General features: G+C 41.9%; 12 protein-coding genes and 2 pseudogenes. 3 read left to right on the top strand and 11 right to left on the bottom strand.

Translation table 11 applies throughout. The features are described from left to right. Positions 1-7 precede the first annotated feature (7 nt). The 3 genes from O3644_RS08220 to dnaG form a co-directional block, all read right to left on the bottom strand. A complete protein-coding gene (locus O3644_RS08220) occupies positions 8-346 on the bottom strand; it encodes a metal-sulfur cluster assembly factor (protein ID WP_125381817.1) in 339 nt (112 codons plus the stop codon). 122 nt (positions 347-468) lie between these two features. After that, a complete protein-coding gene (gene rpoD / locus O3644_RS08215; protein WP_005590235.1) occupies positions 469-1,581 on the bottom strand; it encodes an RNA polymerase sigma factor RpoD in 1,113 nt (370 codons plus the stop codon). A 2-nt stretch (positions 1,582-1,583) separates the two neighbouring features. Next, positions 1,584-3,386, bottom strand: a complete 1,803-nt coding sequence (gene dnaG, locus O3644_RS08210) for a DNA primase (protein WP_371595456.1) — start codon at positions 3,384-3,386, stop codon at positions 1,584-1,586. Between the two features lie 137 nt (positions 3,387-3,523). On the opposite strand from dnaG, the gene mscL reads away from it, so the two are divergent. Continuing rightward, positions 3,524-3,910 carry a large conductance mechanosensitive channel protein MscL gene (gene mscL / locus O3644_RS08205; RefSeq protein ID WP_125381811.1) on the top strand — a complete coding sequence of 129 codons (387 nt, stop codon included), beginning with the start codon at positions 3,524-3,526 and terminating at the stop codon, positions 3,908-3,910. Between the two features lie 98 nt (positions 3,911-4,008). Here mscL and rpsU read toward each other — a convergent pair whose 3' ends face one another. From rpsU to O3644_RS08165, 8 genes and pseudogenes are all read right to left on the bottom strand, one after another. Next, positions 4,009-4,185, bottom strand: a complete 177-nt coding sequence (gene rpsU / locus O3644_RS08200; protein WP_000048054.1) for a 30S ribosomal protein S21 — start codon at positions 4,183-4,185, stop codon at positions 4,009-4,011. Between the two features lie 159 nt (positions 4,186-4,344). After that, positions 4,345-4,968, bottom strand: coding sequence for a Type 1 glutamine amidotransferase-like domain-containing protein (locus tag O3644_RS08195; RefSeq protein WP_125381808.1), 624 nt, complete (start codon positions 4,966-4,968; stop codon positions 4,345-4,347). A gap of 13 nt (positions 4,969-4,981) precedes the next feature. Continuing rightward, entirely contained in the window at positions 4,982-5,554 is a 573-nt protein-coding gene (locus tag O3644_RS08190; RefSeq protein WP_371595487.1) for a class I SAM-dependent methyltransferase, read from the bottom strand. Positions 5,555-5,733: 179 nt separating this feature from the next. Next, positions 5,734-6,416: pseudogene (locus O3644_RS08185) on the bottom strand (DUF4956 domain-containing protein). 11 nt (positions 6,417-6,427) lie between these two features. After that, the gene (locus O3644_RS08180; RefSeq protein WP_371595486.1) at positions 6,428-7,144 is read right to left on the bottom strand and encodes a polyphosphate polymerase domain-containing protein; all 717 of its coding nucleotides are present in this window, start codon (positions 7,142-7,144) and stop codon (positions 6,428-6,430) included. A 314-nt stretch (positions 7,145-7,458) separates the two neighbouring features. Then, a pseudogene (locus O3644_RS08175) lies at positions 7,459-8,965 on the bottom strand (M56 family metallopeptidase). Positions 8,966-8,980: 15 nt separating this feature from the next. Next, positions 8,981-9,358: a BlaI/MecI/CopY family transcriptional regulator gene (locus O3644_RS08170; RefSeq protein WP_005592027.1), complete on the bottom strand. Its 378-nt coding sequence runs from the start codon at positions 9,356-9,358 to the stop codon at positions 8,981-8,983. A gap of 110 nt (positions 9,359-9,468) precedes the next feature. Continuing rightward, entirely contained in the window at positions 9,469-9,825 is a 357-nt protein-coding gene (locus O3644_RS08165; protein WP_371595455.1) for a DUF1304 domain-containing protein, read from the bottom strand. Positions 9,826-10,018: 193 nt separating this feature from the next. Between O3644_RS08165 and O3644_RS08160 the strand changes: the two genes are divergently transcribed. Beyond that, positions 10,019-11,335, top strand: a complete 1,317-nt coding sequence (locus O3644_RS08160) for an FAD-containing oxidoreductase (RefSeq protein WP_371595454.1) — start codon at positions 10,019-10,021, stop codon at positions 11,333-11,335. 110 nt (positions 11,336-11,445) lie between these two features. Further along, positions 11,446-12,414 (top strand): NAD(P)/FAD-dependent oxidoreductase, encoded by a 969-nt coding sequence (locus O3644_RS08155; RefSeq protein WP_371595453.1) that lies wholly within the window; start codon positions 11,446-11,448, stop codon positions 12,412-12,414. Positions 12,415-12,441 lie beyond the last annotated feature (27 nt).

Below are 12,441 nucleotides of genomic sequence, written 5' to 3'. Positions count from 1 at the left end.
GATGTCGCTATTTAATCCCTAATGCAATCCGAGCATAACGGCTCATCTTTTCCACTGTCCAAGCGGGGTACCAAACCAATTTGACTTCTGTCTTAGTAACCTCTGGAACATCTGACATAGCATCATAGATCTGGTCAGTCAAAAGATCCGCCAGTGGGCATCCCATAGTGGTCAAGGTCATATCGATTTCCGTTTCCCCATTGGTCTCGTCAAAACGGATTTCATAAATCAAACCGAGATTGACAATATCAATCCCCAGCTCTGGGTCAATGACTTGCTCCAAGCTCTCTAAAATCCGCGTTTTAATCTTTTCAACCTCTTCAGGGCTGTATTTTTTTTCTGACATGCATATCCTCCTTATAGATATGACAAAAATTCAAGTTAACTTGAGGGGCTTTGTTTTCAGCTAGGTTTTCAGTCTTGACGCTTCCTGCTGAAAGATTTCTGCTCCTCGCTGCTCTTCATTTCTTAATCTTCGATAAAGTCTCTGAGTGGTTTGCTGCGGCTTGGATGGCGGAGTTTACGCAGGGCTTTGGCTTCAATCTGACGAATCCGCTCACGAGTCACATTGAAGACCTTGCCGACATCTTCCAGCGTCCGCATTTTTCCATCGTCCAGACCAAAGCGCAGACGCAAGACATTTTCCTCGCGGTCTGTCAGCGTATCTAGGACTTCATCCAACTGCTCACGAAGGACGACACGAGTTGTATAGTCTACTGGATTCTCAATCACTTCGTCTTCGATAAAGTCACCCAGATGGCTATCATCTTCCTCACCGATAGGTGTCTCCAAGGAAACTGGCTCTTGAGCAATCTTGAGAATCTCACGAACCTTGTCAGGCGTCATATCCATACGCTCAGCAATTTGCTCAGGCGTAGGATCTTGACCTAATTCTTGCAAGAGATTACGTTGCTCGCGGACCAACTTGTTAATGGTTTCCACCATGTGGACCGGAATCCGAATGGTCCGCGCTTGGTCAGCAATCGCACGGGTAATGGCCTGACGAATCCACCAAGTCGCATACGTTGAAAACTTAAATCCTTTGGTGTAGTCAAACTTATCAACGGCTTTCATCAGTCCCATATTTCCTTCTTGAATCAAATCAAGGAACTGCATACCACGGCCAACATAGCGCTTAGCAATGGAAACAACCAGACGAAGGTTGGCCTCAGCTAGACGCTGCTTGGCTTCCAAGTCTCCCTGCTCTACCAAAATCGCCAGCTCCTGCTCTTCTTCATTGCTAAGAAGGGGCACAACCCCGATTTCCTTCAGATACATGCGGACTGGGTCATTGACCTTAGCTGAATTGCTACCCAAGAGCTCTTCATCGGTCAATTCTACTTCTTCCTCTTCAGTATTCAAGACACGCGCGCTAGGATTTCCTTCCTTATCCGTGATAGAAATGCCCGCATCCTGAATGCGTTGCAGCAAATCCTCAATCCCATCAGCGTCCAAAGTGAAAGGAATGACCAGCTGGTCATTGATTTCATCGTCTGTCGCTACACCTGTCTGCTTATGATTGCGGATGAATTCTGCAATTTGAACGTCTAATGTTGTTACTTCTTTTTGTTTTGTAGCCATACCTACTCCATTCTTCTTTTTTGTGCGATTAAGCGCTCCACCTCTAATATGGCGGCATTCTCATCTCCAGTATGCAAAGCTTCTCGAATCTTTTTGCTAATCAGCTGATTATTCTTACGAAGCAATTCGCGTTCCCTGGTCAGTTCAACTTCTGCTAACTCCCCGTCTTCCATCTCCCCTGGCAAATCTTCCTCCAACATCCGATACCAAAGTTGCTGGACTCTTTCCGGTAAGCTAGATAAATCCTGCGAAGTCACTTCACCATTGGCCAGTAAAAGCTCGTATAACTCCTGCAGTTCCGCCGTATCAAAGGCAAAATCTGTGCGAAGCCGATAGCTATTTAAAACCAGCGGATTGTGTACCATACGATAGAGGATATGGATTTCTGCCTTTATCAGCCGTGATAGTTGTTTAGACAACGGAAGATCTACCAGTACAGGTCTTCTTAGAGATTCCGACTGCTGTCCGCTTCGACTACTTCGCTCAGCCAAACGACTATTGTTAACCGTGTTCTCTACCTGCTGGTAATCAAAATCTGGCAGCAACTCAGCTAACATATAAATATAGGAATTCTGAGCTGTAATAGACTGCGTTTGAGCAATGATTGGCGCCATTCGCTCCACGAATTCAATCTGAGCCTGCAAATTTTCAATATTATCCGGCTTGAGATAGCGTAAAAGGAACTCTACATCACTAATTCGCGTTTTAGTCAGAAATTGTCGCAATTCCTCGGCAGAATTTTTAGCAATAAATTCGTCTGGATCCATATTGTCAGGAAAGGACACAATCTCTACCGACATATCCCGCAGCTCTTCTAAAGCCTTGGCTATCGCAGCCTGACCAGCCCTGTCTCCATCATAAGTCAGAATGATTTTCTTGCAATACTTACGCAGGTGCTGGACATGCTCAGGCGTCAGAGCTGTTCCCATAGATGCGACTGCATTTTCAACTCCAGCCCGATAAGCCGCGATCACGTCCATAAAGCCTTCCATCAGATAAACTTCATGGCTCTTCTTGATAACCGGCTTGGCCTTATCCAGATGATAAAGCTCATAGCTTTTATTAAAAATAGGGGTGCTGCGACTATTCTTATACTTGGCAGTCTGTGAAACAGCCTCCGAATCTTGCCAGATTCGACCAGAAAAGGCGACAACCTGCCCCTTGTCATTGGTCAAGGGAAACATAATCCGGTTCTGAAAAGCATCATAGACCAGATTATTCTCTGCCAGATTAAAAAGACCCGAGTTCATGATAGTGAACTCATCAAACTTACCAGCCATACTCTTATGAAGATAGTTGCCTTCATTAGGAGCCAAGCCGATTTGAAAATGCTTAATGACCTCATCTGTCAGCCCACGATTGTAGAGATAAGCGCGTGCTTCTTCTCCTATTTTGGTCGTCATCAGAACCGCATGGTAAAACTTCGCTGCCTCTGTATGAATATCGTAGAGCGCCTGATGCGGATGAGCCTGTCTCGGTCGATCTGCGCCAGCTCTCTCCATCCCTAAGGAAATGCCCGCTCTGTCTGCGACAATCTGAACAGCATCCATGAAGGATACGCCTCGGTAGTCCTCAATAAACTTGAAAACATCCCCCGACTTGCCACAGCCAAAACAGTGATAAAACTGCTTGTCCTCTACAACATTGAAAGAGGGCGTCTTTTCGCCATGAAAGGGACAAAGTCCCAGAAAGTTTCTGCCAGCCTTGGTTAAGGCTACCGTTTCTCCTATGACATCGACGATATTGACACTATTTTTTATTTCAGAAATCATTTCTTTATCCAATAGACAATACCTCCAATTCATCACAGAATATCACTCTATATTTTATAATAATTTGACGCAAATGTAAAACATTTGATAGGCAAATGACTTGAAATAATTGCTTCTTTAAGCTATAATATAATTTCAAATATTAAATTATTTTTTGAAAGGAAAAGAAAATGTTAAAGGATCTTAAAGAATTTTTGCTACGCGGTAACGTGATTGACTTAGCAGTCGGGGTTATCATTGCGAATGCTTTCGGAGCAATCGTTAACTCATTGATTACTGACGTTATCACTCCCCTCTTCCTCAACCCAATTTTGAAAGCTGCACAATTAGAGCAAATTTCTCAATTGAAATGGAACGGAGTAGCTTATGGTAACTTCTTGAGCGCTGTGATCAACTTCTTGGTAGTCGGTACTGTTCTCTTCTTCATCGTTAAGTCTGCTGAAAAAGCACAAAGCCTTGCTAAAAAGAACGAAGAAGCTGCTGAAGAAACACCAGCTGGACCAACAGAACTTGAAGTTCTACAAGAAATCAAGAGCTTGCTTGAAAAACAAAACTAATATCAAAACAGCACTGAGAAAACTCAGTGCTGTTTTATTATACGCTTTTCAACCAAAAGAAAAAAACAGCCAAATCGACTGTTTTCTCATTCTAGTTATTAGAATTTTTTACGTTTACGAGCTGCTTCTGATTTGCGTTTGCGTTTTACAGAAGGTTTTTCATAGAATTCACGTTTGCGTGTTTCTTGAAGAGTACCAGCTTTAGTAACCGCACGTTTGAAACGACGAAGAGCATCGTCAAGAGATTCATTCTTACGTACTACTGTTTTTGACATTTTTTTCACTCCCTTCAAGTCCAAGATCTATTCTATTCTACACGCAAAATGGATAAATGTCAAGAAAAAAACTGCCATAAACTTATATTATCTTCACTTTCTTTTTTAAAAGCAACAAATTGTTAGAATGAACATCATAATAGCAAAAAGAAATTTATTTTAAGTCTGTTCAGAAACGACTTCTCTTTCTTCACCATTTACAATTACGGCTTGGGAATTGTTTATTAGCATTAAACTGAACTGATTTTTATAGGTTTCAAAGGTCTTTTTGCTACTATCAGTAAAAGGCTCCTCACCATAATGTGGAAGGATGTAAAAATCCACTTCATCCAATCCTGCTGTATCAGATAACTCTGTCGCTACGGTCTTATCGTCCATGAGTTTATTGTAGTCAATATCCTTAGCTGTAATGATAGCCCCTGCTGATTCTCCCACATAGACCAACCCATCTCTTATTTGTTCTTTGATAAGAGATAGGAGTTGTTTTTTCTTTAATTCTTGTAATAAATAAAATGTATTCCCGCCAGAGATATAAAGAATTTTGCTTTGGAAAATCTTTGCCTGTGCAGTTTCTCGATCACAAGAAGCAATATCTAGAACCTCTATCTCAAATCCTAAATCTCTGAATGTTTGCTGAGCCTCATCAATATAGGCAGTATAGTCCTCTTTGTTCCCAGCGGTAGGAATAAATAAAACCTTATTTTCTAGATTCTTTTCCTTTGCATAATCTCTAAAAAGCTTTTTGACACCAGCAAAGTATGAACATAAAAATAATTGTTTCATGATTGTACCTCCATTAATGTTTAACAATTTTATAAAGGATCCACGATCCTTTTCTTTGACTAGTTACGAGCTCAAAGCCTATTGATAACAAGAATCGTTTAAATACTTCTTCGCTTTGAAAATTCGGTAAAAAATAAGATAACTTGTTATATTCACAAGCTAGTAAGAGCATCCCGTCTGATTTGAGTATCCTTCGAAGCTCTATAAAAGAAGCCTCTAGATCTTGCCAATGAAAATGTGTTTGAAAAGCTGTAATCAAATCAAAACTTTCATCAGAAAAGCCTGTCTCCCTAACGTCTCTTCGTTCAAAATTTAAATTGACCATCCCTATCTGTTTGGCTTGAGCTATTGCAGTGTCTGAAATATCGATTCCAGTTACAGTACTTTGCGGAAAGGTTTCTTTCAGTAGAATGGTTGAACGACCATTCCCAACTCCTACATCTAAGATTGCAGGGTAAGATGTTCTATCCAGATAACGAATTGCCCATACAAACATGGGAAGATAGGCTCGATTCCACAATTTCATCATTCTTTTTCCTAGAAAGCCCGAAGGGTTCTTTGATTGCTGAATCAAAGAATGAAACATGAGTAATAAAAGTATGATAGAAATGATAATTATTATATGAAGCACTCTTCAATCCTCCACTTCTGGATAGCTATATTATACCATTTTAGAGAGATTATAGCTAAATCAATCGACAAAACACTTGCATCCCAAAAGATAACTTTTGGGATGCAAGTCATTCAAAATAGCTGGTTTTTACCTTACAAGGTCTTTCGTTTTTTTGCTTCTTTCGAGAGGGAAATGTTCTTAATCTTTTCATAGCGTAAGAAACGTTGGATGAGACGTTGGTCGCTTACATCTGGTTTCAAATCAACTACATAGTCCAACTTGATCAACTTATTGTCAACTGACTGGACCGAGGTCAACTCAAAACTTTTGCAGGCTGTTTCAAAGATTGCTTCAAAAAGGACTTCATAGTCTAACTCAGAAGGAATCTGAATTTGAACATAACGTCTGGTTTGGCTGACCGAACTAAAGCTCATCTTTTCAAAGAGCAACCAAAAGAAGGAAATGAAGAGCGTGAAAAAACTCCTAGAGCTAAGAACCCCATTCCTGTCGTGATCCCAATCGCTGTCGCCATGAAGATGGCCAAAAGTTCCTTGGATCCTCCTGCGGCTGATCGGAAGCGAATCAAACTGAATGTTCCTGCTACCGCGACACTGGTTCCCAGATTTCCATTTACCAAGAAAATGATAATGGAGATAATGGCTGGCAAAAGAGACAGCGTGATGACAAACTCCTTGGTATAAATAGTTTGGTGCTTATAGACCTCGGCCAAAATGATTCCCAAAAACAAGCCCGTCACGAGGGAGGCTATTAGGGCTAGAGGGTTGACCTTGATTTCAGCCAAAGAATAGATACTGTTAAATAGTTGTGTAATCATTGTTTCTCTCCTTAAACCTTGACGGCTTGAGGAACCAATTCTTTAGATTTTAGATAGGCTTTGCCGTATTTTGAGAAGGACTGATCTTCAAGGCCGTATTTATTCAAAATTTCAGACATCCACTGAGGATATTCCCCTGGAACCTTGATTTCCATAATTACCATATCGTCCTCCAAGAGAGGATAGCCGTGGCGTCCTGAGGTCAGGTCCACATCATAATCACGGAAGCGGATATTGGAACCAACCGTCACACGAACTTTTTTGTCCTCTGAGCCTTTCATCGAGTAACGGTCATAGCTAATTACCATTTTCGGTTTTAAGCCTGCATAACGCTCCTGCAACAGCTCCACTTCTGTCTTGACCCGCTCATCAGAAATGGTCTGGTCTGTAAATCCTTTCTCAATATAATTAACGACCGAAGTAAGATTTGAAACCAGTCGATACTTGAAGCCAACGTCCTCCGACTTTTTCTTGATTTCCAAAAATACCTGACTATCCTTTGTCGGCTCCGCTGCATAAGTCCGCATCCGTAGCTTTTCACGGCCGCCTCTTCTAGCAATCGAGTCTTGGATCATTTGAAAATCATCATTATCAAAATAGACATTTGAAATAGTCGAAGTCGCATAATCATCCGGAATGAGGTAAGCATGCATCTCAGCTTCTACGCGAGCCAAGGTCGCACGGTCTATGATGTACTTTGTTTCAACACGTTGGAAGTTCGTTTGGATTTGTTTTTATTTCATTTGTATTCTCCTTTTATTCTACAAATGTAGTTTACAATTTAAAAGAAAGAGAGCCCTTGCTCTACTACTCTCATACTTTCCGGACAGTATTTTTAAAACTTTATTCTACAACTGTAGTTTATGATTATATTCTACACTTGTAGTTTTTAAAAGTCAAGGGGAAAATTACTAAAATTTAAAAAACTTGAAAATTGACCTCAATTTATGAGTTGAAGACTAGATTCTACCAAAAATAAAGATAAAAAAATTCTACCAATCGCTGCTTCTATCAAGAAACCTTGATTGGTAGAAACTTTTATCTAATCGTCATCATCATCGTCGTCATCGTCTTTATCATCGTCACTATCTTTATCCTTGCTCTTTGAGGAGCTAGTTTGAGCAGGAGGTTGAACAGATGCTGTACTAGTGTTTGTATTCGAATTTGTCACAGTATTGGTCGCAGGAGGCGGAGAGCTAACACTTCCCGTCTGACCTGCATTCCCATTACCACTTCCACTATCAGCTGAAGTCGCTGCAGAAGACGATGATGCCGGAACTTCTTTTTCAACTGTTACTGTCTTTTCGACAATGGTATGCTGCTTTGATTGGGCGATTTTTCCAGTCTTGGCATTGACAAGCATCTCATGAGCCGTCTGTCCATGTGAAAAGAGAATCTTATAATTGCCTTTCTCACGTGAAATCTGCACATCCTTAATGTCCTTTTCAGCAAGAGAAAGTTCCTTCAAAACTGTTTCTAAAACCTGACGCTGACTAAGTCCTTCCGCTTTCTTGGACTCTAAGACAAGTTTACTATCTTGTGCGACAGGATTTTCTAAGGCAAAGACCGAGCTAGTCAAGAGCAAAAGTAGAGGAACTGCTACTACGAAAGAAGCAGACAGAAACTTTTTCGGCAGACGACTGTCCATGATGCCAATAATCCGTCTCTTAAGATTAAATTTATCCGAGTAAAAACAAGTCGTCAAAGCAATCGGAGTCTTCTTACTACGGTCAATCATCGTCAGAATGGTCTCACCATAAAAAGTGCGATATGCTGTGTTTTTTCTACTCAGAACATCGTAATCACAGTACATTTCTCCTGCTTCCTGAGTTTCCCGACAAGCAAAACGCACTACTGAATTAAACCAATGCAGGCTCTTGGCGAGAATCGCGAGAAGATTAATCAAGATATCATAGTGCTGATAATGAGTCAGCTCATGCTGGAAAATCAGCTGCAGCTCCTCCTCCGTATAGTCCAGCTCCGGCAGCACAATCAAAATATCCCTGAATCCCAGCAACATTGGACTCTGTGTCATAGGATAGTGGAGCAGACGAATCTTGCTTTTAACGCCCATCTTTTCTTTGATCAAATGCAACTGGAACAAAGTCTCTTCGTCCTCAACCTCTGTCCCCCAACGTTGCAACATCTTTTTGAAACGGATATAAGAATAGGCATACTTACCTAAGTTAAATGCACAACCAAGCAGCCAAATAGCAAAGAATATTTCAAACCAAGGTAGACCCAGAAAAGCCTCCCAAAGATTGGCCTGGCTAGCTTTTCCAGCTACTTGAGAAACAGCTTGCCCTCCACTTGTCTGGCCAGCTCTAACAGCTGTCTGAACAGTCGCCCCAGTACTCAGCCGAATCAAACCCAGAGCCAAACTGAGGACGAAATGGGAATAGAAAGCTCAGCAAGATTAAAAACCAGATAAAATACTTGACCTTGACTGAAATCTTGCCCTTAAGGATTGCAAAAAGAAGGCTCAAAAACAGAACCAAGATCGAGGTTGAAAGACTGGTTAAGAGGAAAGACAAAAGGAACTGTTTCATAGATACTGCCTCATCTTACTCTTTCTGATTCAGTAAATTACGCAACTCATCCAGTTCATTTTCTGAAAAGGAATTGGACGAAAAGAGAGTCTTGACAAATCCACCCATAGAATGTCCGCTATAGCGCTTCAAAAAGTCTGACGTCTCTACTTCTAAATATTCTTCTTCCGAAATCAAGGCCGTATACTGCCTCTCACGCCCCTTGCGAACACTTTCTAAAAAGCCCTTTTCCGTCAAGCGAGCTAAGACTGTCAACAAGGTTTGAGGCTTCCAATGGTTATCTTCGCCCAGCTTTTCCATGATTTGGGCAGAGGTCGTTGGATTTGGCAGGTGCCAAATAATCTTTAAGATAGCAAATTCACCATCTGGTAAACGTTTAATTGAATGATTCATTACATTTCCATACTTTCTAAAGTCTTCTTCTGATCTTATTCTACACATGTCTAATTGAAAAGTCAATCATTATGTAAAAAAGAGCTGGGAATCACTATTTCCCGCTCTTTCTAGAAAAATAAACTCAGCAAAGTCAACATCGCTAGTCCGCCCTGCTTGAACAAAATTTTCGGATCGCTGGTCACTGCACCGTAAGCAGCTACCAAGATGATATAAACCATAAAAATCCCCAGCCAAACTGGACTAGGCTGTACAAAGGCCGCAATCAAGACCAAAACAGCTATCAATCCGTTATAAACCCCTTGGTTTTTGAAAAGAGTATTGACTGACTGCTGCTCCAACTCCTCTTGAGACATACCAAAGACCCGTGCTGTCGCTGCTGAAGTCGTCGCAATGGTCTCCAGGTACATAATATAGAAAAATTCCAAGGCAACCAAACTTGCCAAAATCAGTGTAAAAACAGACATTTTCTTCTCCTTATAGAAATCTATGATGAAAAAAAGTATAACATAGAGCGAGAAAAAGCGCTAAAATTTAGTTCCAATAAAATGGACAAAGTGTATAAAAATGTTTTAGATTGCATTTTTAAAATAGGCGTAGCAAAACTCAGCATTTTCTGATTAGATGTGATACAATCTTTTTAAAAAATGGAGGTAAATTATGTTAACCTATGATTTAATTGTCATCGGCTTTGGTAAGGCCGGTAAAACATTGGCGGCCAAAATGGCGGGCCAAGGAAAAAAAGTTGCTTTGATTGAGCGAAGCAAGGCTATGTACGGGGGAACCTGTATCAATATCGCCTGCATCCCAACCAAGACCCTGATCGTCGCAGCTGAAAAAGGCCTGGCTTTCGACCAAGTCATGGCTGAAAAGAATGCTGTAACCAGTCGTCTCAACGGGAAGAACTACGCAGCAATCAGTGGCGCTGGTGTTGACATCATCGATGCGGAAGCTCATTTCCTTTCCAATAAAGTCATCGAAATCACAGCTGGAAATGAGAAAGAGGAACTGACTGCTGAGACTATTGTCATCAATACCGGTGCTGTTTCCAATGTCCTGCCAATTTCAGGACTGACTGAAACCGAGCATGTCTATGACTCAACTGGCATCCAAAATCTGAAGGAACTTCCTAAACGCTTGGGAGTCCTGGGTGGCGGTAACATCGGCCTTGAATTCGCTGGACTCTACAACAAATTAGGCAGTCAAGTAACTGTACTGGATGCTGCACCTGTCTTTCTCCCTCGAGTAGAGCCTTCTATCGCTGCGCTAGCTAAGCAATATATGGAAGAAGACGGAATCCAACTCTTACAAAATGTTCGTACTACACAGGTCAAAAATGATGGCAACGAAGTTGTCGTTGTGACAGAAGATGGAGAATTTCGCTTTGACGCTCTGCTCTATGCTACTGGCCGCAAGCCGAATGTTGAACCACTGAAGTTGGAAAATACAGATATCGAGCTGACAGAGCGCGGAGCTATCAAGGTTGATAAACACTTGGAAACATCTGTACCTGGTGTATTTGCTGCTGGCGATGTCAATGGCGGTCTGCAGTTTACTTATATCTCACTGGATGACTTCCGTATCCTTTATAGCTATCTGGCTGGCGACGGCAGCTACACACTGGAAGACCGTAAGAACGTCCCTACCAGCATGTTCATCACACCGCCTTTAGCTCAAATCGGATTGACTGAAAAGGAAGCCCTAGAGCAAGGACTGCCGATTGCGGTGAAGGAGATTCCTGTCGCAGCAATGCCTCGCGGACATGTCAATGCTGACTTACGTGGTGCTTTCAAGGCTGTTGTCAACACAGAGACCAAAGAAATCGTCGGAGCAACAATCTTCTCAGCAGGGGCACAGGAAATTATCAATATCCTAACTGTAGCCATGGATAATAAGATTCCTTACACCTACTTGAGCAAGCAAATCTTTACTCATCCGACTTTGGCTGAAAACCTCAATGATTTATTTGCTATTTAATGTTAAGCCCCTAATGGGGCTTTTACAATCCCTACAAAAATTTAACTACATTTCAACCTCTTTTTGTGGTACAATAATGCTAGTTTATTTTAAAAAGATTGAGGAAAATTATGTCTGAACTGTATGATATTACGATTGTCGGCGGCGGTCCAGTTGGCTTATTCGCTGCATTTTACGCCCACTTGCGCCAAGCCAAGGTGAAAATTATTGATTCTCTGCCTCAGCTGGGCGGACAGCCAGCCATTCTCTATCCAGAGAAGAAGATTCTGGATGTGCCGGGCTTTACTAATTTGACTGGCGAAGAGTTGACTCAGCGTCTGATTAAGCAGCTGGAAACTTTCCAGACCGACATTTGCCTCAATGAAACAGTGCTGGATATCGTTAAAGCGGATGATGGCTTCACCATCACGACTTCTAAGGCTCAACATCAGACCAAAACCATTATCATCGCCATGGGAGGTGGCGCCTTCAAACCGAGGGCTTTGGAGGTAGACGATGCTGAAAGCTACAGCAACCTCCACTATCACGTTTCAAACATCAGCCAGTTCGCTGGTAAAAAGGTCGTCATTCTGGGCGGCGGTGACTCGGCTGTTGACTGGGCACTAGCTTTTGAAAAAATCGCAGAAACCAGCCTGGTTCACCGTCGGGATAACTTCCGGGCTTTAGAGCATAGTGTGGAAGAACTCAAGGCTTCTAGTGTTGAGATTAAGACACCATTTGTACCCAGTCGATTGATCGGCGAAAATGACAAGATAACCCACTTGGAAATCAGTCAAGTCAAGGGAGAGGAAAGTCAGCTTCTGCCGCTGGATCATCTATTTGTAAACTACGGCTTTAAATCCTCTGTCGGCAATCTCAAAGATTGGGGCTTGGAGCTTAACCGTCACAAGATTTTGGTCAATAGCAAGCAAGAAACTTCCGTGCCAGGTATCTATGCAGCTGGAGACTGCTGTAGCTACGAGGGGAAGATTGATCTGATTGCGACTGGGCTAGGTGAGGCTCCTACTGCTGTCAACAATGCCATTAACCATATTTATCCTGAGCAAAAAGTCCAACCCAAACATTCTACAAGCCTATAAAAAAACAGCTGCCGAGCTCAAGCTCAG

Origin of the sequence: Streptococcus sp. 27098_8_113, from assembly GCF_041432545.1 — a bacterium.
GTDB lineage: Bacteria > Bacillota > Bacilli > Lactobacillales > Streptococcaceae > Streptococcus.
This window is presented reverse-complemented; position numbering and strand designations above follow the sequence as displayed.

Coding starts and splice junctions, on each gene's coding strand:
- O3644_RS08155 (WP_371595453.1), top strand. CDS start 11,446: ATGTCTGAACTGTATGATATTACGATTGTCGGCGGCGGTCCAGTTGGC.
- O3644_RS08220 (WP_125381817.1), bottom strand. CDS start 346: ATGTCAGAAAAAAAATACAGCCCTGAAGAGGTTGAAAAGATTAAAACG.
- O3644_RS08195 (WP_125381808.1), bottom strand. CDS start 4,968: ATGAAACAATTATTTTTATGTTCATACTTTGCTGGTGTCAAAAAGCTT.
- O3644_RS08190 (WP_371595487.1), bottom strand. CDS start 5,554: ATGTTTCATTCTTTGATTCAGCAATCAAAGAACCCTTCGGGCTTTCTA.
- dnaG (WP_371595456.1), bottom strand. CDS start 3,386: ATGAATTGGAGGTATTGTCTATTGGATAAAGAAATGATTTCTGAAATA.
- mscL (WP_125381811.1), top strand. CDS start 3,524: ATGTTAAAGGATCTTAAAGAATTTTTGCTACGCGGTAACGTGATTGAC.
- rpoD (WP_005590235.1), bottom strand. CDS start 1,581: ATGGCTACAAAACAAAAAGAAGTAACAACATTAGACGTTCAAATTGCA.
- O3644_RS08170 (WP_005592027.1), bottom strand. CDS start 9,358: ATGAATCATTCAATTAAACGTTTACCAGATGGTGAATTTGCTATCTTA.
- O3644_RS08165 (WP_371595455.1), bottom strand. CDS start 9,825: ATGTCTGTTTTTACACTGATTTTGGCAAGTTTGGTTGCCTTGGAATTT.
- O3644_RS08160 (WP_371595454.1), top strand. CDS start 10,019: ATGTTAACCTATGATTTAATTGTCATCGGCTTTGGTAAGGCCGGTAAA.
- rpsU (WP_000048054.1), bottom strand. CDS start 4,185: ATGTCAAAAACAGTAGTACGTAAGAATGAATCTCTTGACGATGCTCTT.